Genomic DNA, 22,462 nt, shown 5'->3' with positions numbered 1-22,462 from the left:
CCATGAGTTTCAAAACCATTGTCATCATTGTATTAGCGGTACTGATTACCGTAATTTTTATGCAAAATACCGATCAAGTGATGTTTACGCTCTTATGGAAAGAAATCTATGTTTCTAAACTCATCATGATGTTGGTGGTTACCCTTTTCGGTTTTATAATAGGTGTGATAGTTGCCAGGCCCAGAAAAAAGAGAAAAGAGCTTTCGTTTGATAAAGAAGTCTCGTTTGATGATGAAGATCGGGCTAACGCAGATTATTTGAGCCCAAAAAAATCGACAGGTTTGAGTGATGAGGATAATGATTATATAAATTAATGGCGTAAGCAAACTATGAAAAGTAGAATAACATTTATAGGCTTAGGGAATATGGGTATAGGAATGGCCCAAAACCTAATCAATGCAGGTTATAAAATCAATGTTTATAATAGAACTGCTGCTAAAACTCAAGAACTCACTGGAGATTTTGAGCAATTTCAAACTGTAATAGAAGCCACTGAGGATGCAGATATTATTATTACGATGCTGTCTGATGATGATGCTTTAAAAGAAGTGGCAACCAGCAAAACAGGCTTTTTACAAATCATGAAAAAAGATGCCATACATATTGGTATGAGTACCATTTCGCCAGAAACCAGCAGAGAATTGTACGAATTGCACCATGAAAAAGAAACACATTATGTAACCGCCCCAGTATTTGGTAGGCCTAATGCGGCAGCAACCGCAAAACTTTTCATTTGCACCTCTGGCAATAAACTCATCAAAGAAAAAATTAAACCTATCCTAGAAGTTTTAAGCCAAGGCGTTTATGATTTTGGCGAGGAGCCTGGTGCTGCCAACGTTGTAAAACTAGCGGGTAATTTTATGATCATGGCTTCAATGGAAACCATGGCAGAAGCTTTTACATTAGCAGAAAAGCAAGGTTTGGATAGAGAAAAAGTAGCTGAGTTTTTTGGCGAGACTGTCTTTAATGCCCCTATCTATAAAAATTATGGTTCTTTAATCGCAAAAAAACAATATAAACCAGTTGGCTTTAAAGCCAAGTTAGGATTTAAAGATGCCCGCTTAGCCACAAAGATGGCCCTAGACGTAAAAATGCCGGCTCCATTGCTTAGTTTGGTCTATAACAGATTGATGAGTGCTTTGGCAAATGGAAAAGGCGATAACGATTGGGTAGAAGGAATTTCTGGTGGTGTTTCTAATGATGCAGGTATTTAATTATGGTCATTTACATAGGTTTAGCGATAGCCATAGTCGCTTTTTTTTTCTTAACGTTTTTAAATTCCGAGGTTTTTGGTGCGCAGCCAAATTTTAAGCACTTTAAGGAATATCAGAATTTTAGCGAAGGTGTTTTCCATAATCAGTCTGTCACAGAAGTTATGTCTGATGATGGTTCTTTTTTCAAAATTTTAAAAGAATGGATAAATAGATCTAAGGATAACGTCCCAAAAAATACCATCCCCATTATAAAAACAGATTTAATAAATTTTAACCCCGGTGAGCAACCACAAATCATTTGGTTTGGGCATTCCTCTTATTTGATTTATATCGAAGGAAAAAAAATATTGGTCGATCCAGTTTTTAACAGGGCATCTCCCGTTTCAATTATGGGGAAACCGTTTAAAATGAGCGATGATTATAAAGTAGAAGATTTCCCAGAAATCGATATTTTATTAATTACCCATGATCATTATGACCATTTGGATTATGAGTTTATTAAAAAAATTTTAGCAAAAACAAAAAAGATAGTTACCTCTAAAGGCGTAGATGCACATTTAAAACTTTGGGGAGCAACTCAAGAACAAACAATCAGTTTAAACTGGAACGAGTCCGCTTCTGTAGAAAATTTCAAGTTTTCTTGTTTGCCAGCAAGGCATTTTTCTGGAAGAAAATTTAAGAGGGCTACTACTTTATGGAGTTCTTTTGCTTTAAAAACAGAAAACTACAATTTATATTTAGGTGGTGATTCTGGTTTTGATACCCATTTTGAAAGAATCGGAAATGAACTTGGGCCTTTTGATTTGGCCATTTTAGAGTGTGGGCAATATGGTAAATATTGGCCTTATATACACATGTTGCCAGAAGAAACCATTAAAGCAAGTAAATTATTGAAAGCAAAGGTTCTGTTACCAGTACATTGGGGCAAGTTTTCGCTCTCTACACATTCATGGTTAGAACCCATTGAAAGAGCCGTTTCTGAGGCAGAAAAACAAAACGTAAATTTATTGACCCCAAAAATTGGAGAACCTATCGGTTTAACAGAAAACCAGAGTTTTAAAAAGTGGTGGACCGAAGTTTAGACCGTTGCTTCATAAGCATAAATACCAAAAGCTCTTTAAGCAAAAAGCTAGTTTAAAATTAATCAAACTAGCTTTTTAAGTTTTATAAATTGCTTTTTACTACCAGAATATGGTATATAATGCAGTTAAAATTGCCACAATGATGATCGATCCTATGGCAAAAGATTTTTTAGGAATAAACATAGAGCTATCTACTTCTAAACCATGGGTGGTAATACCTCTCTTATAATCTATCATACTGATCACGTACATACCAATTGCACATAATATGAAAACAAAGCCCATCCTATCTAAAAAAGGTATTTCGTAAATAAAACCTCCTCCGGGCTGTGCTACCCCTTTAGAAAAACCAGTTGATGCCAAGAACTCTAAGTTGGCATAATATGGTAAAAACTTTAAGATGATAGAAAGAATAAACCCTCCAATAGTTGCGAACATTGCAGCATTAGAAGAGGCCTTTTTCCAGAAGAAACCAAATATGAACATGGCAAAAATACCCGGGGAAACAAAACCGGTATATTCTTGGATGTATTGAAAACCTTGTTTACCCTCGCCCATCAGCTTTTCTCCGATTACCAAAGATAAAATAACACCGATGATCATTGCAACTATTACGGTACCTTTACCATAAACTACCAATTTAGATTCGCTCGCACCTGGGTTAATGGATTTTTTATATATATCTAAAGTGAAAATTGTGGCTATACTATTTGCCTTACTTGCCAATGAAGCAACAATTGCGGCCGTTAAAGCGGCAAACGAAAGTCCTTTCATACCAATTGGCAATAAATTTAGGAGTGATGGATAAGCCTTATTCACATCTAAAATACCTTTAGAATCTAGCATTTCGTGTTGAAACATACCTTGTTTATAAAGATAGTAAGCTGCTATACCGGGTAAAACAACAATAACAGGCATCAGCAGCTTTAAAAATGCGGCAAATAAAATACCTGCTCTTGCGGTTGGCAAATCTGCACCCAAAGCCCTTTGAGTAATATATTGATTACATCCCCAATAATTTAAGTTTGTGATCCACATACCACCTAGCAATACGGTTAAACCTGGCAAATCCATATAATTAGGATTGCTCTTATCAAAGATCATGTGAAAATGGTCGTTCGCTTCTGTATATAAAACGTGGAAACCTTTTGTGATACCAGTTTGCCCAGATAAATCACTGATATATTGCAAACCTATATAAGTTGCTACCAAACCTCCTAAAATAAGGAAAAACACTTGGATAACATCTGTATAACCAATCACTTTCATCCCGCCCAAAGTAATAATGATGGCGAAAACTGCCAAGAATATGATACAAGCGTAAATATTAAAGCCCGAGATACCACTTACGGCAACCGCTCCGAGATATAGGATAGATAATAAATTAACTACGATGTATAAGAACAGCCAAAATATAGCCATAATCATCGCTACCGTACCGTTATATCTTTGATGAAGGAACTGCGGCATGGTAAAAATCTTATTCTTTAAATAAACCGGAATAAAAAATACCGCAACAACAACTAAGGTAATCGATGCCATCCATTCATAAGTAGAGATAGCCAATCCCATCTGAAAACCAGAACCGCTCATCCCGATAAACTGTTCTGCTGATATGTTGGATGCTATTAAAGATGCTCCAATTGCCCACCATGTAAGCGAGCCCTCTGCCAGAAAGTAATCTTTAGAATCGTTTTTAGCACTTTTTTTCTTCCGGTAAATCCAGATACCATAAGAAGCTACTATAACAAAATAGACAAGGAATACAATGTAATCCGCTGTTGAAAGTGTTTTCATTAATTTTTAATTGGGTTAGGTTCTATAATATTTAGCTTATCAAGATCAATAAAAACAAGCGTTTTTGTGTTCTTAACTTGATTTGCAAAAGCTAATATGCAAAATAATTTTTAATACAATGTGTATTTTTTACAATAAGCAAATAAACCTCCATTATCATCTTTAATAAAAATAAGGTACTATAAAAAATCAATTAATTGAAATTCAAATAGTTGATTTACTCATTGACCAATAAATTTTGATTAAAATTTATTTTGTAAAATATAATTTACCATTTATAAAGATCTTGAAACGCCCAATTCTAATCCCCTTAGTTCTGCCAAACCCCTTAACCTTCCAATACCAGAATAGCCTGGGTTGGTTTTCTTTTGTAAATCATCTAACATTTGATGTCCGTGATCTGGGCGCATAGGTATTTCTGTTTTACGGTTTTGCATCATCTTAACCACTTCTTTAACAACAGCGTACATATCAACATCGCCTTCTAAATGGTTATCCTCATAAAAATCACCAAATTCATTTCTTTTGGTACTCCTTAAATGTAAAAAGTTGATCCTATCGGCGAAAGCCTTAACCATTTCTGGCAGATTATTATCGGCCCTAACACCAAAAGAACCTGTACAAAAACATAACCCATTATGTGTAGAAGGCACTTTATCTACTAAATATTGAATATCAGCTTGTGTACTTACTATCCTTGGCAAACCTAAAATTGGATATGGGGGATCATCAGGATGGATGACCATATTCACTTTATTTTCTTCTGCTGTTGGGATTACCTCTTTAAGAAAATCCACCAAATTTTCCCTTAATTGATTGGCATCAATATTTGCATAAGGATTTAAAGCCTCTTGAAACTTTTGAACGGTAAAGCTCTCTTCGCTTCCCGGTAAACCAGCAATGATATTTCTTTCTAATAATTTCTTATCATCATCGCTCATTTGGTCAAATCTATCTTTAGCCCTTGCAATTTCTTCTTTGTTATAATCAGATCCTGCATTTTTTCTTTTAAGGATGTATAAATCAAAAGCGATAAAAGCAGCTTTTTCAAACTTTAAAGCTTTAGAACCATCCGCAACCTCAAAATTTAGATCGGTGCGGGTCCAATCTAAAACGGGCATAAAATTATAAGTAACGGTATAAATGCCGCACTCGGCCAAGTTTTTTATGCTCTGGCGATAATTTTCGTAATGTTTTTGATAATCGCCAGTTTTGGTTTTGATAGATTCTGAAACGGGAACACTTTCTACCACATTCCAAATCAAACCAGCTTGCTCTATCACTTTTTTACGTTTGTATATCTCTTCAATTGTCCAAACTTCTCCGTTTGGGATATGGTGTAAAGCCGAAACTACGCCTACGCATCCGGCTTGTTTTAAATCGCTTAACCTTACCGGGTCATTTGGCCCATACCAACGCATGGTTGGGATCATCTTAAAAGTATTCATGTTAGTAATATATTAAACACCAGAAAAGGTAGAGAAACCACCATCTACATTAATAATGCTTCCTGTAACAAATTTAGAGGCATCGCTCAATAGCCAAACCAATGCACCCTCTAATTCATCGGCTGTGCCAAAACGTTTAAACGGAGTTTGTTTGATCACCAAATTCCCTCTTTCTTTAAAAGTACCATCAGGGTTAGTCAATAAATCACGATTTTGTTCTGTTAAGAAAAAACCCGGTGCAATGGCGTTCATCCTAATCTTATCGCCATACCTGTTGGCTAGTTCGGTAGAAAACCATTTGGTATAGCCATCAATGGCACTTTTTGCCAAACTGTAACCCAATACTTTGGTAATAGCCCTTTGCGATGCCATAGAAGATATATTTACGATACTTCCATTACCATTTTTTGCTATCTCTTGCCCAAATATTTGGGTTGGCAAAACAGTACCGAACAAGTTTAGGTTCATTACCTTGTTTAAGCTATCCATATCTAAAGAAAATATAGATGCAGCGGGATCAACAACGGCACCGGGCATATTGCCCCCGGCACCGTTTACCAAGCCATCAATTTTTTTATACTTCTCTAAGATCTGATTTTTTGCGGCCATCAAAGATCTTTCATCCAATACATCGGCAATTACAGCCAATGCATGGCCGCCATTATCATTAATCTCTTTTGCCCTTTGATTTGCAACCTCTGCGTTTCTACCTAAAATTGCCACTTTTGCTCCCGCTAAAGAAATTGCCTTAACAAAAGAAGCACCTAAAATACCTGTGCCACCAGTTACCACAACAACTTTATCCGTAAGGCTAAAAATATTTACTAAACTCATTTTAAATTTGTTTTAACATATAATTGGAGATGTTAAATTGAATAAAAAACAGATAAACCTATAATTTATAGGCATAAATAATTACGCAATCCTTCCCAAGAGAAAAAGTAGTTAGCCCTTTTTTCTCTAAAAGATTATGTTTAGTTAATAACTGCGGTAAGGTTTTTGTATCGTTTTAAGCTAAAAATACTATGGCAAACTACAAATTAACAATAACAGCGATCAGTCCTATTGTAAATAAGGTCTTTAAAATTAAGACAAACAAACCAGCGAATTATAAATTTACACCTGGCCAAGCTACAGATCTAAAATTACAATATGAAGAATGGGCAGATCAAGATCGTCCGTTTACTTTTACATCGCTCCCGAAAGATGATTATTTAGAATTTATCATCAAAACCTATCCAGAACATGAGGGCGTTACCAAAAGAATTGCGACGGTGGGCGTGGGCGATGAGTTTGAGATTGGTGATGCTTGGGGAGCGATTGAGTACAAAGGAGAAGGCACTTTTATTGCTGGTGGGGCTGGGATTACCCCATTTATGTCGATTTTAAGAGATTTAAACCAAAAAGGACAATTAGGAAACAACAAACTGATATTTTCTAATAATTTTGAAGATGAAATTATCTGCTTTGAAGAGTTGAAAAGCCTTTTAGGTGGTAAATTCTCTAATGTGATAACAGAGCAAAAAGGTGGAGAATTGCCGCAAGGAAGAATAGACAAGGACTATCTCAAAAAACATATTTCTAATTTTGATCAACATTTTTACGTTTGTGGCCCAAAACCATTTACAAAAGATATTTTGAATGCTTTGAAAGAATTAGGCGCAAAGCCTGATGGTTTAGTGTTTGAAAAATAACTTTTAAACTGATCAGTTTTAGATGGAGGGATTTTATTTCTCCATCTTTTTTTTGTCCTCAATTTTAGATCAAATCCTAAACCCAAAAAATATTTCTAATTTTATGATTTAGCACAATCCTTTGCATTTATCATTTTATGGAAACCAATCCTCAACTTCAGCTTGCACATCAGTTTGTACAAAACACCAATAGAAATATTTTTTTGACGGGTAAAGCAGGTACCGGAAAAACCACTTTTTTACATCATTTACGCACAGATTGCCCAAAAAGAATAGTAGTTGTTGCACCAACCGGTGTAGCGGCAATTAATGCAAAAGGAAGTACCATCCATTCTTTTTTCCACATGCCATTTGGCCCTTATGTAGCAGCTTCGGTAAACAAAGAAGTTGCAAAAAACAATCCCGTAAGGAAAATGAACCGTGATAAAGTGAACCTGATCAAAGGTTTAGATCTTTTGGTTATAGATGAAATTAGTATGGTAAGGGCCGATACTTTAGACGGGATCGACGAGGTTTTACGAAGATATAAAGACCGCACAAAACCTTTCGGTGGCGTTCAATTATTGATGATCGGCGATTTGCACCAGCTTTCTCCTGTGGTAAAAGATGATGATTGGGCAATTTTAAAAGATTATTATCCAAACCTATATTTTTTTAATAGCAAAGCCTTACAAGAAAGCAACCCTGTTGGCATCGAGCTAAAACATATATACCGTCAATCAGACACCTATTTTATAGATATTTTGAACGCAGTTAGGGAAAACACCATTGATAAAGAAACCCTAGAAAAACTTAATCAGCGTTATATTCCAAATTTTAACCCTTCAGAAGATGAAGGTTACATTACCCTGAGTTCGCATAACCATTCTGCAAATGCCATTAATGAAAGGAAATTAAAGGAAATATCTACCAAAGAATACACTTTTACAGCCGAGGTCTCTGGCGATTTCCCAGAATATTCTTATCCAAACGCTTTTGAGCTAATTTTAAAAGTTGGCGCACAAGTGATGTTTGTGAAAAACGATAGCAATAGGGAAAAATTGTTTTACAATGGGAAAATCGGGAAAATCACTCGGATCAAAGATGAATTGATTTTTGTAAAATGCCCAGATGATTTACAAGAGATAGCCGTGGGCAAAGCCGTTTGGGAAAATATAAAACCAGAATTGAACACTGATACAAAAGCGATTGAAGAAATTATTCAAGGTACTTTTATGCAATATCCATTAAAATTAGCATGGGCAATAACCATACATAAAAGCCAAGGTTTAACTTTTGAGAAAGCCATTATTGATGCCAATGCGGCTTTTGCACATGGGCAGGTTTATGTGGCTTTAAGCCGATGCAAAAGTTTTGAGGGCATGGTATTGAGTTCCCCCATTTCTTTTGGGAGCGTTAAAACAGACGGAACGGTTGCTACTTATACCAAATCGGCAAAAGAAAACGAACCGACAGAGCAACATTTAACAGCTTCTAAAATTGCTTACCAACAAAGTTTACTGTTCGATTTGTTTGATTTTAATCCTATCAAAACTGATTTATTCCATGTAAAAAAATTGGCCGAAGAAAACCATCATACCATAAGCTTTGGGTTTATAGATAACCTCAATACCGCTAGGGAACAATCAGAAAATAGCATTTATGCTGTTGCCGATAAGTTTAAAAGGCAAATGAACACGCAACTGCAAGAACAAAGTTTGCCAGAAGAAAATACCGATTTGCAAGATCGGGTTAAAAAAGGTTGTATTTATTTTAACGATAACTTATCGGTACTAGAAAAACAGTTGGAAGAAATTTCTTTTGATGCGGATAATAAATCGATAAAAAAGTTGATAACAGAGGCACAAGAACAATTGAAAAAAGAGATTTTTATTAAAAAATCATCATTGGATCTATGTAAAAATGGCTTTAAAGTTTTAAGCTATCTTAAGAATAAAGCCAATGCCGAAATTGATTTCCTACAAAGCCAAAAAGAACAAAAAGCAGCTAAGCCTACCAAAGTAAACGCTCCAAGAGGCGTTCTACATCCCGAACTTTATCAAACCATTAAAAATTGGAGAGACGATTTAGCCGCAGAAACAGGATTGCCCGTTTATCAGATCTTACCACAAAAAACCTTAACGGATATAGTGAACCAAATACCCGCTAATTTTGAGGAATTGGAAAGCATTAAAGGGATCGGGAAGGTAAAGATAAAACAATATGGTAATGAAATATTAACTATGGTTAGCGATTATTGCGATAAAAAGGAACTTTCGAGAACGCCTTTTCAAAAATTAATTGATGTTAAAAAAGATAAAACAGATACCAAAACCATAACTTATAATTTATTTATAGAGGGTAAAAGCATTAAAGAAATTGCAGAAATAAGGGCATTAACAGTTGGCACTATTGAAGGGCATTTAGGGCATTTTATAACAACCCAAGATTTGGTGCCAAAAGATTTTATGGATGCAGATAAAGTTGATCTAATTGCCAAGTTTATAGAAGAAAACAACCCAAAAGGCACCAATGATGTTAAGGTTGCTTTGCCCGATGATATTTCTTATAATGAAATTAGAGCGGTAATGAATTATTTGAAGATTAAAGAATAAATTGTTGAAGATGAATTAAAGATTTAAAAAAACGCTATCCAAAAAATTTAATGTGTTAAAAGAAAATACTTTACATCCTTTTTAATGCGGAAAGTAACAAATGATACCAAAGAAAAATATTTGACTTTATTAAGCTTTAGAAATGTTCAAAACCATAACCATTGCTAACCTTGTAAACCAACCTAACAAACAGGTTGATTTTTTGGTGGACAGATTTGAAGATATGGTAGAGCCAGTTAATATTGAGTTCCCGCACAAGCATAATTTCTATGAGATTTTATGGATAAAAAAAGGCAAAAGCAAACAAAGTATAGATTATAAGAACTATTCAATTGCAGAAAACACCTTGTTTTTTATCTCGCCAGGGCAACTGCATTTATTTGAAGAATGGCAAGGTATTGAGGGCTTTGTGATTTTATTTACAGAACAGTTTTTTCTACAGATATTTCAAAATAAAAATATTCTTTTTGAGCTTTCCTATTTAGATAATTTGTACGAAAACCCCTTTTTAAAGCTTAAAATTGGAGACAAAAAAAACATACAACCCATTATAGATTTGCTTTACCAAGAATGTAAGCAAACCGAATATAATACCGAAAGCATACAGGCCTTGTTATTTGTTTTATTAAAGAACGTCCAAAAATTATTTACACTTCAAAACCAAAAACATAGCAGCAAACATCAAATTATAGTTTTTAAACAATTTAAAAAAATAGTAGAATTAAATTTCGCTAAAAACCTTCCTGTTTCTGATTATGCTTCGCGATTGAATATTTCGACCCATCAATTAAATACTTTTGTAAAAGCCACAAGCGCAAAAACAACTACCGAAATTATTAAAGAACGAATTATTTTAGAAGCCCAACAATTGCTGCATTTTTCAGAACTAACGGTAAGCCAAATAGCCGATCAATTGGGTTTTGAAGACAGCAGCTATTTTGCCCGTTATTTCAAAAAGCAAGTTGGGCTTTCGCCCCAAGATTTTAGAAAGAATCCCTAAAAGTACCCACAATCTTACGAATTGTCCTAACACCTTCTTTTACAAAGCCCTCATCTTTGCGTCATTAAACAAAGAAATGATGACACTTGAGGAAAAGGGACCAATAACCCCACCACCATTAATGACGGCTTACCCACAAATGGTAAGCAATGCCATTCAGCAATGGGAAAATGTGATTTCTGCAACGCATTGGGATTTGTACGATAACACTAGAGTTGATGGCGTAGATTTTTATGTGGGCGAAAATGAATTGGGGCATATTCATTTAGACGGTTCGGTGCATTTGGCTACCACAAACGAATTGCGCATACCATTGATTGAAAATAACCTTTCACAAAAATTTCTTTATGGCGGGGCGTATGATGGTTGGGTGCTATTTAAAATTGCAACCGAAAGCGATGCGAAGCAAGCTATTTGGCTTTTTCAATTAAATTATGAAAGACTGATGGGCGTTTCTAAAGAAACCTTGATTTCTAAAATAAACAACTTAAAAAAAACAACGATAGGATTAATAAATATTTAAAAAAATGAAAAAATCGGTTTTAATCACAGCATTTGCATTTTTTGGAATGTTCAATTTCACAAATGCTCAAACAAAAAAATCTAAAACAATGAAAATCGTATTTGTAGTATCCAATCAAGTAAAATCAGAAACAACAGGTTACCCGATAGGTTTTTGGCTATCAGAATTGGCACAACCTTACCAAGTTTTTACAGAAGCAGGTTATGACATCACAATTGCCTCGCCCAATGGTGGTAAAATTGTTTTTGATGGATGGAGCGATCCTGAAAGTATGAACGCAAGAGAGTTAGATTTGGTAAGCACAGGGTTTAAGCACCATCCTAAAACCATTGCTTTAATGGAGAACACGATAAAATTGGACGAAATTAAATCGCAAAATTTTGATGGGATATTTGTTGTAGGTGGTTTGGGACCGATGCAAACTTTTTATAATAACGAAAATTTACAAAAACTCTTTGCACAGTTTTATGAAGCAGGAAAAGCATCGGCCACCATTTGCCACGGTTCTTGTATTTTATTAAAAACAAAATTGAGCAATGGGAAATTATTAGCCGAAGGTAAAAAATGGACGGGCTTTTGTAACGCAGAAGAAGATATTGTAGATAAAGGAGCAGGTAAAAAAATGCAACCGTTTAGGATAGAAGACGAAGCCAAAAAACTGAATACAAAATATGTTACAGGCACATCACCCTATAAATCTTTTGCCGTAGCAGACGCAAATTTAATAAGCGGGCAACAAGGAAGTAGCGGAAAAGAAACAGCCGAATTGGTAGTTAAATTCTTAACTAAACAATAATGAAAATATTATTTAACTATTCAATGGTTGTGGCTATCGCCACAACCATTTTTTCGTGTAATCATCAAAATAATAAAATGACAAATAATTTCACTACCAAAAAAATAAATTTTAAGAGTAACAACCAAAATGTAGTTGGACTTTTATGCAATAATGAAACGAAAGAGAAGAAACCAGCAGTAGTTGTTTTAGGTCCGATTTGTTCTGTAAAAGAGCAATCGCCAGTTCAATACGCCACAAGATTAGCCGAAAAAGGTTTTGTAGCCTTATGTTTTGACGCAAGAGGTTATGGAGAAAGTGAAGGACAACCAAGGCAATTTGAAAGCTTGAAAAACAAAGAACAAGACGTAAAAGCAGCAATTGATTATTTAATCTCAAGAAAAGACGTGGATACAAACAAAATTTCTCTTATTGGCATTTGCAACGGCACAAACGAAATGATGCAGGTTTCTATTGAAGATGATCGGGTAAAAGCAACGGCCTTAATTTCTGGAAATTATTTAATTAAAGAGAATATGGTGCATTTGTTGGGTAATGAAACCATTTGGAAAAAACATTTGGATAACGCAAATTTGGCAAAAGAAAGGTTTGAAAAAACAGGCAAGGTTGATTACATAAAAATTGTAGATAGCATTGGCTCTTCACAACTTTTACCGCCCTTGCCCATTTATGACTGGTATCATCCCTGGGAAAACAAAGCTCCGTATTTTGGCTACCGGGGTGGTTGGCAAAACAAAGTTACGGCAATGAGCGAGGCAGAGACATTGACTTTTGATGCTTTGGCTGTTGCTAAAAAAATAACCAAACCTACCTTGGTTATTCACGGTGAGATGAGCGATGGGGGTTATGAATTTGCCAAACAGGTTTTCAATTCAATACCCGCAGAAAACAAAAAATCGGTCTGGATAAACAAAACTGTCCATTTTCAATTTTATGATGATCCTATAATTATCGGAAGATCTGTGGATGAGGTTTCAAGTTTTTTACATTCAATAAACTAATAAGAAATGATATCGAAAATTTTTATTGCGCTAATTGCATTAGAACACTTTTACATACTATATTTTGAAATGTTCAAATGGGAAACCATTGGTAAAAGAACCTTTAACACCTTGCCCGAAAATTTATTTAAACCAACAAAAAGTATTGCGGCCAACCAAGGGCTTTACAACGGGTTTTTATCAGCAGGCCTTATTTGGTCTCTTGTTATCCAAGATAAGGTATGGGCTTATAATATTGCCTTATTTTTTCTTATTTGTGTGCTTATAGCTGGCTTGTATGGAGGTTTAACCATATCAAAGAAGATTTATTTTGTTCAAGCGTTACCGTCTGCTATCGCAATAATATTAATATTTTTCTCAAGATAAGATGGATAGCAGCAAAGTAATTACCATTTCGGGCAGCAGAATCATCAATACATCGGTAGAGGAAGCCTATCAAAAATTGATAACGCCAACCGAGCAAGTAAAATGGAACAGCCTCTATTTAGAAGCAACCACCCAACCAAAAGGTAAGATCAGAAACGGAACAATAATGAGTGGCATCTTTAAAGGATCTGGTAAAGCGATTGTAGAATTCCAGAATGTAAAACCTAATCAAGAGTTTACACATTATTCTAAAATGAAAATGTTTGGTTTTATTAAGCTTGGCGAGTTTCATCATACCTATAAAGTGGTGGGCAAAAACGGGCAAACAGCGTTTACCCAAATCGTTTCTTTTGAACCGAAGGGCTTTGGGAGAGTTTTAAAAAATACAATTGTGAAAAGTTTTGAGAAAAGGCTCCCAGAAAGTTTTGATGAGTTTGAGAAATATGTGAATGGGGATTAATTAACCATTTCTAAAATTAAGAAAAACGGTGTTTTAAAATGCTTTGCAAAGGCATCCCTATTTAATTGTTTACCCATCTAGCTTTTTTTAATACTTAAAAACAGAGCATCAAAATAAAAGAAAAACTGATCAATAATAATGTCTTTAAGCATCGCAAAACAGGGTTTTATCCATCAACTAAAATATCGTAATTGGCCAACAAGCCTGGCAAACCATGTAAACTGAATTTGGCTTTTTTGATTCTATTGCCCTCAGGGTTTATTTGATAATTAAAAGCGGTAGAAAAATCGGCTTTTTCTAAGGTAGTTTGGTCAAATTTGGTATAAAGCAAATCACATTCATCAAATTTTGCGGAAGTTAAATCTGCATTAGAAAAATCGGCTTCATGTAAAGTGCAATTGATAAAAATGGTAGATTTTAATTTTAACTGATAGAAAGAACAAAGATTAAGGTTACAATTTTCAAATCCAACCTCTAACAAAAACGGGTTACAATGATCAAAATGAAGGCCTAAAAGCTTGCAATCTTTAAATTTCACTTTTCTAAATGCAGTTTGGGCGATGTTTGCCAAGGTAAAATTACAACCAATAAATTTGCTATCGGTAAAAACTATCTCAAATAAATCGGCATTGCCAAAGTTACAATCCTTAAATTCGCACAGCTCATACTCACCTTTATCTAAAGGATCTTGGGCAAAATCCCTTTTCTCAAAAAGCAACTCCTCAAAATAACTTTTTTGTAATGCTGCCATTTAAAACATACTGATTTTATAAACTGAAAATAATTTCTAAAGAGCAAATAACTTATGTTATTGCAAATCTACTAATAACCTAATGACTAATGAACCAATGCCTAATGAACTAATTAACAAATCTCTAATAAACTAAAACTCGACTAAATCGGCTTAGGATTATCCATCCTATGCAATTCAAAATTATCATTTTGGGTAACCATTAAAGGCACTTTTTCTAAGGTTACAAAGCTCAGGTCCAAACCAAAACCTTTTTCTTCTGATAGGCTTAAATGCTTTAACAGAAAGTAATAATCCAAGGTCAGTTTTTCCCAAAAAGACAGTTTATTAGACCTTGAGACCACTTTTTCTAAAACCACAAATCTAAAATCGCCAACTACGTTGTGCTTGTTCAAAGACTCAAAGCGGCTGGTGATATCAACTTCATTATTGGCCACTAAATCTTCTACCACTTTTCTAAACAAAACACTTATTTTTTGTTCTATCCTAAAGCCTAGTTTAAAATCGATACGTATTAACTTACCATCTATCAAATGATCTACTTTATAATCACAACGGTAAGGCTCGTCCACTACATCAACATGTACCAACCAATAAACATCTGCCCTTTTTGGCTTTTTCTGTAAAATAGAATAAATAATTTTCGACTCTATTTCTGATGCGAAATTTGCACTGGTTAAATAAACCAACTGAGAGGCATATTTAGGTACTGTTTCATCAATACTTAAAGCTTTTATAATTTCATAATATTGCTCAATATCAACAAATTTCATGTACCTGTTTTTGATTTTTCTGGCATTGTACCAAGCCCACATCACGCTAAACAGAATAAAACCTATTAGAACGGTAAACCAGCCACCATGTAAAAACTTAAGGATGTTGCCAGAAAGGAAAATCAATTCTATAGAGCAATATATCAACAAAAATATCCCGATGAGGTAATTTGGGTATTTCTTCTTTTTTAAGAAAACAGCCACCAAGATGGTAGTCATCAGCATGGCAATAGTAATGGATAAGCCGTAAGCAGCCTCCATGTTTTCTGAACGTTCAAAATAATAAACCACTACCAAACAACCCGCCCAAAGCAACCAGTTCATACTGGGCACATATAGCTGCCCTTTTTCTTCTGATGGGTAATTGATCTTAACCTTTGGCCAAATATTTAACCTTACCGCTTCTGCAATTAAGGTAAAAGAACCAGAAATTAAAGCTTGGCTAGCAATTATTGCGGCAGCCGTAGCTATTGAAATGCCGATGATCAAGAACCAATCGGGCATCATCCTGTAAAAAGGATTTCTACCGTCTAAAAGCTCATTTTGTATTTGCCATAAGTAAACGCCTTGCCCAAAATAGTTTAATAGCAAACAGGTTTTAACATAAACCCAACTTACCCTAATGTTTTTCTTGCCGCAATGCCCAAGATCAGAGTATAATGCCTCTGCCCCTGTTGTACATAAAAACACCGCTCCTAAAATGGCTAAAGCACCGGGTTTATTTACCAAAAGATCAAAAGCGTAATAAGGGTTTATAGCTTTTAAAATAAACGGGTATTTAACGATATAACTAACGCCCAAAACCCCCATCATGCTAAACCAAACAAACATGATTGGCCCAAAAGCCTTACCAACCAAAGAAGTACCAAACTGTTGGATAACAAACAAAACCGTGATAATGATGATCACTATGGGGATGGTATGTAAACCTGGGTTAAAGATCTCTAATCCTTCGATTGCTGCCGATATGGTAATAGGTGGCGTGATAATCCCATCTGCCAAAAGAGCACAACCGCCAACAATAGCGGGGAAAACCAACCATTTGGCCTTTCTTTTAACCAAAGAAAATAAAGAAAAGATTCCTCCTTCACCCTTATTATCGGCATTTAAGGTTATCAAAACATACTTAATGGTAGTTTGCAGGGTAAGGGTCCAAAAAACGCAACTTAGGCCGCCCAGTATTAAATCTTTACTGATAATATGCTCTCCTATTATTGCCTTAAATACATATAGTGGAGAAGTACCAATATCGCCGTAAATTATCCCTAGGCTTATTAAAAGGCCCGCAGCTGATAATTTGTTTAAATTATTGTGTTTAGACACGATTTTTTTTTATTTGAGACCACAAAAGTAAATCAATTATTAAAAATCACAACCTATTACTACACAATTTCGTATATGATAAAACTGGATTAAGATTTGTGTTAAAATTTGTTAAACCGCAAAATTTAAAATAGAATAATAAAAATTTTGAATTTTTTATTATACTTTTGATTTATAATTAACATGAAAAATAAATACCTTAAAATAACGTTAGCCACTGTTTTCATCTTCGCAAATTTTGCGATGGTGTTTCCTGCGCTTTCTAAAGGTATTAACCCGGTGGTAGATACCATTATCAATAACTCGGTAAAGATTAAGGATAACAGACCAAACCGCCCTGTTTTTAAAACAAATATCCCTTCAGACTTTGAAAGCTTCATGTTTCAAATGACTTCATTAAAAATTGGATCAAAAAATACCGAGGCGCAAAGCAAACAGAAACAAGAGAGCAAAAATGTATCTAGCGTAGGTTTAGAATTAACCAAACCAATAGATAATGTGAAGATATACCCAAACCCTGTTTCTAACCAATTAAATTTATCTTACAGCTTAAATAAGCCCAGCGTGGTTACCGTTAAAATAATGGATGTATTGGGAAACGAAGTGGCCGTATTAATGTCGCAAAAGGTAGAAGCGGGCAACCAAAGCAATAAATTTTTTATAGAATCTAAACTTAATAGTGGTTTTTACTTTTTAAGGATAGTTGCAGGATCAGATTCTATCATCAAAAGAATTTCTGTACTTTAAATAATATTATAAAAATATTACGGCCCTGATGAAAAAAATCATCGGGGCTTTTATATTTTAGGGCTTTAAACAGAAAATTGAAATGAAAATAATAGCCGTAGGGAGAAATTACAGCGAACATGCCAAAGAATTGGGCAACCAAATACCAGATAAGCCCGTGTTGTTCTTAAAGCCTGATACTGCAGTTTTAAAAAATAACAAACCATTTTATCATCCTTCTTTTTCTGAGGATATTCATTTTGAGGTAGAAGTATTGTTGAAAATCTGTAAAGAAGGGAAAAACATTGCCGAAAAGTTTGCCCATAAATACTATGAAGAAATTGGTTTAGGGATAGATTTTACCGCCCGCGATCTACAATCGTTACAAAAAACAAAGGGATTACCTTGGGAAATTGCAAAAGCATTTGATAACTCTGCCGTAATAAGCGAGTTTTTGCCAAAATCAGATTTTGGGGACACCAATTCCATAGAATTTAACCTAAGCGTGAACGGTATCGAAAAACAGAAAGGAAACACCGCAGAAATGCTCAACAGCTTTGATCTATTGATTGCCTATGCCTCACGGTTCTTTACCCTGAAAAAAGGAGATATTATTTTTACTGGCACACCTGCCGGGGTTGGGAAAGTAAACATTGGTGATAAACTCATCGGTAATTTAGATCAACACGAGTTGTTAAACTTCGAAATTAAATAGTATCAAAAAAAAAAATGCACTACCTTAAAAAAACGTTCATACTTATTTCAATCTTATTTTTCCATCTAAATTTAAGTGCGCAAATCAATTCTGTACCTGCTATTTCTAAAGATTATTTCATCAATCCTTTAGATATAAAAATGTACTTGGCAGGGAGTTTTGGGGAAATAAGACCAAATCATTTCCACTCTGGCATAGATATAAAAACCAACCAAAGAGATGGTTACCCGGTTTATGCTGTTGCCGATGGTTATATTTCTAGGTTGAGGATACAAATTGGAGGTTTTGGTAATGCACTTTATATCAATCATCCAAACGGGATTACAAGTGTTTACGGGCATCTTGAAAAGTTTAACCCACTGATAGCGCAGGTAGCAAAAAACAATCAATACAGGGAGCATTCTTTTACGCAAGACCTCATGCTTACACCCATAGAAATCCCCGTGAAAAAAGGAGATGTGATAGCTTGGTCTGGAAGTACGGGAGGCGCTGCTGGGCCACATTTACACTTCGAGCTGCGCAACACCCAAACAGAGGAAACCATCAATCCACTTTCTTTAGGGATTGAAATTGCCGATCATATCCCACCAACTATCGGTGGTTTCTACCTATATCAAATTAATGAAAGGCCGTTTGATCAGTTCACACCCAAACAATCGTACCAAGTTTATGGCAGCAATGGAAATTACAACTTGGGTAAAAACAAAGAGATCGCCGTTAATGGGCAATTTGGATTGGGAATTATGGCTTATGACCAGCAAGACGGGTCTGCCAACAAGAACGGTTTGTTTTCTACTACTATTAAACTGGATGGGAACATCATTTATCAAACCGTTATCAACAAATTTTCTTTCGATAATACCAGGGCGGTAAATGCCTATATAGATTATGCTTATAAATTAAAAACAGGTATTACGGTCCAAAAAGGTTTCGCCTCACAAAACCCAAAAATCAAATTTTACAACAAATTGGTAAACGATGGTTTTATCTCATTTTATGATAATGATTTACATACTTTAGAATATATCTTAAAAGATATTGCCGGTAATACCAGTACCTTATCCCTTAAGGTTAAGAACGATCCTAATTTAGCTTTAAAACCCTTACCAAAAGATACGGGAATTAAAATGCTATGTAACCAAGAAAATAATTATAATAACGAAGACATTAAACTAAATTTACCAAAAGGTATTCTTTATAACGATTTAAACTTTAATTATAGCGAAGCTGCGAAACCTAGCTATTCGGTCTCTAAAATTTATAAGATCGCCGATAAATATACCCCAGTTCACGATTTTTATGAGTTGGCCATAAAGCCAGATAGCACATTAAAAAAATTAGATAAATTGGTTGTTTTTAATACCGTTTACGGCTATCAAGGCGGAGAACTTAAAGACGGTTACATTATTGCAAACCCAAAAGTTTTTGGCGATTTTTATTTACGTTATGACAGCATCCCTCCTTCCATCATCCCACTAAACATTAAACAAGGTGCGTACCTTAGCCAACAAAACAAAGTTGTTTTACGCATAAGCGATAATTTATCTGGCATTAAAAGTTTTAACGGATATATTGATGGCGAGTGGGTTTTAATGGAATACGATTACAAAACAGGTAGATTATGGCATGAATTTGATAAAAATTTAAAGCCCGGTAAACATACCTTCGGATTGATTGTTAGCGATAACAAAGACAATAAAAACATATATTCCGTTCAATTTAATAAATAAAAAATGTTAGAGTTTAGCAAAGGGGATGTAGCCCCAAATTTTACCGCAAAAAACCAAAATGGAGATAACGTTTCTCTAAGCGATTTTAAGGGCAAAAAAGTGGTCTTGTATTTCTATCCGAAAGATAATACGCCCGGTTGCAATGCAGAGGCTTGTAATTTTAGGGATAACTATCAATTTTTAACGGGTAAAGGATTTGAAGTAGTAGGCGTAAGCACAGACGATGAGAAATCGCATAAAAAATTTGAAACTAAGTTTGAGCTTCCGTTTACGCTAATTGCCGATACCGATAAAGAAATAGTAGAAAAATACGGCGTTTGGGTAGAAAAAAATATGTACGGCAAAAAATACATGGGTACCGCCCGCAAAACCTTTTTGATAGATGAAGAAGGTAAAATCATTACCGTAATAGAAAAGGTGGACACCAAAAACTCTTCTCAGCAAGTGTTAGATGCTTTAGCTTAAGATTAGAAATAGGGCATTTCTCGGTTCTTTTTTAGCCTTTTAAGAGTTCGCTTTTATGTTACTATGTTGTAAATCCTTCTTTTTTACAACTTGGTTTTTTTAATCTTATAGAGATATGTATCCTATTATCCCTATCAACTACGTATTCTCTTAAAATTAATGGTTTTAAAATTTCCATCAAAAATCAATATTATTGTTAATACTGCCTATAAGTACCCTTTCCACCACGAACTTGTTGGGTTTTATCCAACAGGTTCATTTGCCCTTTCATCATCTTAATTTGTTCTGCCATCAGTTTGTTTTTATCGGCTTTTTCTGCTTCTTTTAATAAACGTTGGGCTTCCCTTTTGTTACGTTTGCCCATTTCTACGCCAGCTAAACTTAAATTTGCTAACGCAATGTTATGATCCATTGTTAGGCCATAACTTAAAGCTTTCTTAAAGTATTTTTCAGATTTCATAGGTGATTTCCTCGATTCTATTAAGCCGATCAACAATTGGTAGTAACCATACTGGCCTTTGTATAACTCTTTATGATAATCTTTTATTCCATACAAGGTGGCCTCAGCTTTGTCCATTTTTTCTTTTCTTAGATACCATTGTGCCAAAAGCATACGCTCATTAAATATATAGGTAATAAAAACCAATAGGGCCATAAATATCAATAAAATGCCCCATCCCCAAAAGGAAGAGAAGATGATCAAAGCAATGGCAGCCCCCAATATCACAGCGGCAACTATAATTCTTATAAAATTTGGCATATCTAGCTTAATTATTGTGTTATTTTTATTGATCGCAAATATCCATTTATTTGCGCTTTTAATCAATAAAATACAAATAAATATGTCGGTTAAATTAGAATCTTCTTGGTTAAAGGTATTAGATCAAGAATTTGAGAAAGATTATATGAAATCTCTAAAACAATTTCTAACGGACGAAAAAAAAGCCGGAAAAATAGTTTATCCTAAAGGAGATGATATTTTTAAGGCCTTTGCCCTTACTCCTTTTGATGATGTAAAAGTAGTGATATTGGGCCAAGACCCTTATCATGGTGCCAACCAAGCACACGGCCTATCCTTTTCTGTGCAGAAAGGGATTAAGCTTCCACCATCACTAAAAAATATTTTTAAAGAGTTAGAAGATGATATTAATGGTTTTGAGGCTCCCCTAAACGGGGATTTAAGCTCTTGGGCAACACAAGGTGTATTATTGTTAAACTCTAGCTTAACGGTTAGTGCAGGTTTGGCAGGCTCGCACCAAGATCAAGGATGGGAGATTTTTACAGATGAAGTGATTAAGGCCTTATCAGACAATAAAACAAATATCGTTTTTATTCTATGGGGCAAGTTTGCCCAGGCCAAAGAAGAGTTGATCGATGTTACAAAACATCATATCATTAAATCTCCACACCCATCTCCGTTTTCTGCATATAGTGGTTTTTTTGGTTCTAAACCGTTTAGTAAAACCAACCAAATATTAAAAGATATGGGTAAAACAGAAATTGATTGGAAATTATCTTAAAGGCAGAATAACAAAAGCTAAAAGAAATATGAAAACACAATCCTTAAAATTATTGATGATAATGGGTACAATTGTTTTTTTTGGCTGTAGTAATAAGCTGAAGAACGCTGCGCCGGATCATATAGAAAATAATATGATCACAGATAAATATTGGAAGCTGATAACTTTTGAGGGACAAAAAGTAAGCATGTCTGCATTGCAAGAAAGAGAGGTTTATTTTATGTTAAAATCTAAAGACAGCCTATTAAAAGGGTTTGCCGGTTGCAATTCTTTTGGCGGTAAATTCAAATTACAAAATGGCAATAGAATTGCGTTTTCTCAAATGATATCAACCTTTAAAGCCTGCCAAGGTGTTACTTTTAATGAGAAAGAATTTTTAGAAGTTTTTAAACTGGCAGATAATTATACCATAAAAAACGATACCCTTGCTTTAAACATCAACAAGAAAGCTCCTTTAGCGGTTTTTAAAGCGATATATTTTTAA

Annotated in this window: 23 protein-coding genes; 17 read left to right on the top strand and 6 right to left on the bottom strand. The window is 34.7% G+C overall.

Annotated features, from left to right (window positions below; genetic code table 11):
* Positions 1-2: 2 nt before the first annotated feature.
* Genes I5M32_RS01800 through I5M32_RS01790 form a run of 3 tightly spaced genes read left to right on the top strand, consistent with a single transcriptional unit; the run spans position 3 to position 2,296 of the window.
* Positions 3-314 (top strand): hypothetical protein, encoded by a 312-nt coding sequence (locus I5M32_RS01800; protein ID WP_200584453.1) that lies wholly within the window; start codon positions 3-5, stop codon positions 312-314.
* Between the two features lie 15 nt (positions 315-329).
* Positions 330-1,214 carry an NAD(P)-dependent oxidoreductase gene (locus I5M32_RS01795; RefSeq protein WP_200584451.1) on the top strand — a complete coding sequence of 295 codons (885 nt, stop codon included), beginning with the start codon at positions 330-332 and terminating at the stop codon, positions 1,212-1,214.
* A gap of 2 nt (positions 1,215-1,216) precedes the next feature.
* Positions 1,217-2,296: an MBL fold metallo-hydrolase gene (locus I5M32_RS01790; RefSeq protein WP_200584449.1), complete on the top strand. Its 1,080-nt coding sequence runs from the start codon at positions 1,217-1,219 to the stop codon at positions 2,294-2,296.
* A gap of 99 nt (positions 2,297-2,395) precedes the next feature.
* On the opposite strand, the gene I5M32_RS01785 is transcribed toward I5M32_RS01790, so the two are convergent.
* From I5M32_RS01785 to I5M32_RS01775, 3 genes are all read right to left on the bottom strand, one after another.
* Positions 2,396-4,093 carry a sodium/sugar symporter gene (locus I5M32_RS01785; RefSeq protein WP_200584448.1) on the bottom strand — a complete coding sequence of 566 codons (1,698 nt, stop codon included), beginning with the start codon at positions 4,091-4,093 and terminating at the stop codon, positions 2,396-2,398.
* Between the two features lie 275 nt (positions 4,094-4,368).
* Positions 4,369-5,541, bottom strand: a complete 1,173-nt coding sequence (gene uxuA / locus I5M32_RS01780; RefSeq protein ID WP_200584446.1) for a mannonate dehydratase — start codon at positions 5,539-5,541, stop codon at positions 4,369-4,371.
* A gap of 12 nt (positions 5,542-5,553) precedes the next feature.
* The gene (locus I5M32_RS01775; protein ID WP_200584444.1) at positions 5,554-6,375 is read right to left on the bottom strand and encodes an SDR family oxidoreductase; all 822 of its coding nucleotides are present in this window, start codon (positions 6,373-6,375) and stop codon (positions 5,554-5,556) included.
* Between the two features lie 191 nt (positions 6,376-6,566).
* Here I5M32_RS01775 and I5M32_RS01770 point away from each other — a divergent pair, with 191 nt between their 5' ends.
* The 8 genes from I5M32_RS01770 (at position 6,567) to I5M32_RS01735 (ending at position 13,975) form a co-directional block, all read left to right on the top strand.
* On the top strand, positions 6,567-7,235 hold the full coding sequence (locus I5M32_RS01770) for a ferredoxin reductase domain-containing protein (RefSeq protein ID WP_200584442.1): 669 nt from the start codon (positions 6,567-6,569) through the stop codon (positions 7,233-7,235).
* Positions 7,236-7,372: 137 nt separating this feature from the next.
* Positions 7,373-9,829, top strand: coding sequence for a helix-turn-helix domain-containing protein (locus I5M32_RS01765; RefSeq protein WP_200584440.1), 2,457 nt, complete (start codon positions 7,373-7,375; stop codon positions 9,827-9,829).
* Between the two features lie 142 nt (positions 9,830-9,971).
* Complete coding sequence (locus tag I5M32_RS01760) at positions 9,972-10,829, top strand: AraC family transcriptional regulator (protein ID WP_200584438.1); 858 nt, start codon at positions 9,972-9,974, stop codon at positions 10,827-10,829.
* 76 nt (positions 10,830-10,905) lie between these two features.
* On the top strand, positions 10,906-11,352 hold the full coding sequence (locus I5M32_RS01755; protein ID WP_200584436.1) for a luciferase domain-containing protein: 447 nt from the start codon (positions 10,906-10,908) through the stop codon (positions 11,350-11,352).
* Between the two features lie 88 nt (positions 11,353-11,440).
* The gene (locus tag I5M32_RS01750) at positions 11,441-12,148 is read left to right on the top strand and encodes a type 1 glutamine amidotransferase domain-containing protein (RefSeq protein WP_200584434.1); all 708 of its coding nucleotides are present in this window, start codon (positions 11,441-11,443) and stop codon (positions 12,146-12,148) included.
* Positions 12,149-12,225: 77 nt separating this feature from the next.
* Positions 12,226-13,149, top strand: a complete 924-nt coding sequence (locus I5M32_RS01745; protein WP_200584432.1) for an alpha/beta hydrolase — start codon at positions 12,226-12,228, stop codon at positions 13,147-13,149.
* A 6-nt stretch (positions 13,150-13,155) separates the two neighbouring features.
* Positions 13,156-13,515 (top strand): DUF1304 domain-containing protein, encoded by a 360-nt coding sequence (locus I5M32_RS01740; RefSeq protein WP_200584430.1) that lies wholly within the window; start codon positions 13,156-13,158, stop codon positions 13,513-13,515.
* Between the two features lies 1 nt (position 13,516).
* Positions 13,517-13,975, top strand: coding sequence for an SRPBCC family protein (locus tag I5M32_RS01735; protein ID WP_200584428.1), 459 nt, complete (start codon positions 13,517-13,519; stop codon positions 13,973-13,975).
* Between the two features lie 166 nt (positions 13,976-14,141).
* Here I5M32_RS01735 and I5M32_RS01730 read toward each other — a convergent pair whose 3' ends face one another.
* Together I5M32_RS01730 and I5M32_RS01725 are read right to left on the bottom strand one after the other, a co-directional pair.
* Positions 14,142-14,726 (bottom strand): pentapeptide repeat-containing protein, encoded by a 585-nt coding sequence (locus tag I5M32_RS01730; protein WP_200584426.1) that lies wholly within the window; start codon positions 14,724-14,726, stop codon positions 14,142-14,144.
* Positions 14,727-14,869: 143 nt separating this feature from the next.
* Positions 14,870-16,822 carry a KUP/HAK/KT family potassium transporter gene (locus I5M32_RS01725; protein WP_200584424.1) on the bottom strand — a complete coding sequence of 651 codons (1,953 nt, stop codon included), beginning with the start codon at positions 16,820-16,822 and terminating at the stop codon, positions 14,870-14,872.
* A 183-nt stretch (positions 16,823-17,005) separates the two neighbouring features.
* Here I5M32_RS01725 and I5M32_RS01720 point away from each other — a divergent pair, with 183 nt between their 5' ends.
* The 4 genes from I5M32_RS01720 to bcp all read left to right on the top strand — a co-directional run bounded on the left by I5M32_RS01720 (position 17,006) and on the right by bcp (position 20,458).
* Entirely contained in the window at positions 17,006-17,569 is a 564-nt protein-coding gene (locus I5M32_RS01720) for a T9SS type A sorting domain-containing protein (protein ID WP_200584422.1), read from the top strand.
* A gap of 82 nt (positions 17,570-17,651) precedes the next feature.
* Positions 17,652-18,263: a fumarylacetoacetate hydrolase family protein gene (locus tag I5M32_RS01715; RefSeq protein WP_200584421.1), complete on the top strand. Its 612-nt coding sequence runs from the start codon at positions 17,652-17,654 to the stop codon at positions 18,261-18,263.
* A 14-nt stretch (positions 18,264-18,277) separates the two neighbouring features.
* Positions 18,278-19,993 carry a M23 family metallopeptidase gene (locus I5M32_RS01710; RefSeq protein WP_200584419.1) on the top strand — a complete coding sequence of 572 codons (1,716 nt, stop codon included), beginning with the start codon at positions 18,278-18,280 and terminating at the stop codon, positions 19,991-19,993.
* Positions 19,994-19,996: 3 nt separating this feature from the next.
* Positions 19,997-20,458, top strand: coding sequence for a thioredoxin-dependent thiol peroxidase (gene bcp / locus I5M32_RS01705; RefSeq protein WP_200584417.1), 462 nt, complete (start codon positions 19,997-19,999; stop codon positions 20,456-20,458).
* Positions 20,459-20,654: 196 nt separating this feature from the next.
* On the opposite strand, the gene I5M32_RS01700 is transcribed toward bcp, so the two are convergent.
* Positions 20,655-21,218, bottom strand: a complete 564-nt coding sequence (locus I5M32_RS01700; RefSeq protein ID WP_200584415.1) for a tetratricopeptide repeat protein — start codon at positions 21,216-21,218, stop codon at positions 20,655-20,657.
* An 82-nt stretch (positions 21,219-21,300) separates the two neighbouring features.
* Between I5M32_RS01700 and ung the strand changes: the two genes are divergently transcribed.
* Together ung and I5M32_RS01690 are read left to right on the top strand one after the other, a co-directional pair.
* Positions 21,301-21,978: a uracil-DNA glycosylase gene (gene ung / locus I5M32_RS01695; protein ID WP_200584413.1), complete on the top strand. Its 678-nt coding sequence runs from the start codon at positions 21,301-21,303 to the stop codon at positions 21,976-21,978.
* Between the two features lie 28 nt (positions 21,979-22,006).
* Positions 22,007-22,462 carry an META domain-containing protein gene (locus tag I5M32_RS01690; protein WP_200584411.1) on the top strand — a complete coding sequence of 152 codons (456 nt, stop codon included), beginning with the start codon at positions 22,007-22,009 and terminating at the stop codon, positions 22,460-22,462.

The sequence above is a fragment of the Pedobacter segetis genome, assembly GCF_016623585.1.
Taxonomy (GTDB): domain Bacteria; phylum Bacteroidota; class Bacteroidia; order Sphingobacteriales; family Sphingobacteriaceae; genus Pseudopedobacter; species Pseudopedobacter segetis.
The sequence above is the reverse complement of the archived record's forward strand: the minus strand, read 5'-3'. Positions and strand labels throughout refer to the sequence as shown.

What these genes read in the sequence shown, in the direction of transcription:
- I5M32_RS01790 (WP_200584449.1), top strand. Translation starts at nt 1,217, where the DNA reads ATGGTCATTTACATAGGTTTAGCGATAGCCATAGTCGCTTTTTTTTTC.
- I5M32_RS01755 (WP_200584436.1), top strand. Translation starts at nt 10,906, where the DNA reads ATGATGACACTTGAGGAAAAGGGACCAATAACCCCACCACCATTAATG.
- I5M32_RS01735 (WP_200584428.1), top strand. Translation starts at nt 13,517, where the DNA reads ATGGATAGCAGCAAAGTAATTACCATTTCGGGCAGCAGAATCATCAAT.
- I5M32_RS01730 (WP_200584426.1), bottom strand. Translation starts at nt 14,726, where the DNA reads ATGGCAGCATTACAAAAAAGTTATTTTGAGGAGTTGCTTTTTGAGAAA.
- I5M32_RS01785 (WP_200584448.1), bottom strand. Translation starts at nt 4,093, where the DNA reads ATGAAAACACTTTCAACAGCGGATTACATTGTATTCCTTGTCTATTTT.
- I5M32_RS01775 (WP_200584444.1), bottom strand. Translation starts at nt 6,375, where the DNA reads ATGAGTTTAGTAAATATTTTTAGCCTTACGGATAAAGTTGTTGTGGTA.
- I5M32_RS01750 (WP_200584434.1), top strand. Translation starts at nt 11,441, where the DNA reads ATGAAAATCGTATTTGTAGTATCCAATCAAGTAAAATCAGAAACAACA.
- I5M32_RS01770 (WP_200584442.1), top strand. Translation starts at nt 6,567, where the DNA reads ATGGCAAACTACAAATTAACAATAACAGCGATCAGTCCTATTGTAAAT.
- I5M32_RS01715 (WP_200584421.1), top strand. Translation starts at nt 17,652, where the DNA reads ATGAAAATAATAGCCGTAGGGAGAAATTACAGCGAACATGCCAAAGAA.
- bcp (WP_200584417.1), top strand. Translation starts at nt 19,997, where the DNA reads ATGTTAGAGTTTAGCAAAGGGGATGTAGCCCCAAATTTTACCGCAAAA.
- I5M32_RS01760 (WP_200584438.1), top strand. Translation starts at nt 9,972, where the DNA reads ATGTTCAAAACCATAACCATTGCTAACCTTGTAAACCAACCTAACAAA.
- I5M32_RS01700 (WP_200584415.1), bottom strand. Translation starts at nt 21,218, where the DNA reads ATGCCAAATTTTATAAGAATTATAGTTGCCGCTGTGATATTGGGGGCT.
- ung (WP_200584413.1), top strand. Translation starts at nt 21,301, where the DNA reads ATGTCGGTTAAATTAGAATCTTCTTGGTTAAAGGTATTAGATCAAGAA.
- I5M32_RS01795 (WP_200584451.1), top strand. Translation starts at nt 330, where the DNA reads ATGAAAAGTAGAATAACATTTATAGGCTTAGGGAATATGGGTATAGGA.
- I5M32_RS01710 (WP_200584419.1), top strand. Translation starts at nt 18,278, where the DNA reads ATGCACTACCTTAAAAAAACGTTCATACTTATTTCAATCTTATTTTTC.
- I5M32_RS01800 (WP_200584453.1), top strand. Translation starts at nt 3, where the DNA reads ATGAGTTTCAAAACCATTGTCATCATTGTATTAGCGGTACTGATTACC.
- I5M32_RS01740 (WP_200584430.1), top strand. Translation starts at nt 13,156, where the DNA reads ATGATATCGAAAATTTTTATTGCGCTAATTGCATTAGAACACTTTTAC.
- I5M32_RS01765 (WP_200584440.1), top strand. Translation starts at nt 7,373, where the DNA reads ATGGAAACCAATCCTCAACTTCAGCTTGCACATCAGTTTGTACAAAAC.
- I5M32_RS01690 (WP_200584411.1), top strand. Translation starts at nt 22,007, where the DNA reads ATGAAAACACAATCCTTAAAATTATTGATGATAATGGGTACAATTGTT.
- I5M32_RS01745 (WP_200584432.1), top strand. Translation starts at nt 12,226, where the DNA reads ATGACAAATAATTTCACTACCAAAAAAATAAATTTTAAGAGTAACAAC.
- uxuA (WP_200584446.1), bottom strand. Translation starts at nt 5,541, where the DNA reads ATGAATACTTTTAAGATGATCCCAACCATGCGTTGGTATGGGCCAAAT.
- I5M32_RS01720 (WP_200584422.1), top strand. Translation starts at nt 17,006, where the DNA reads ATGAAAAATAAATACCTTAAAATAACGTTAGCCACTGTTTTCATCTTC.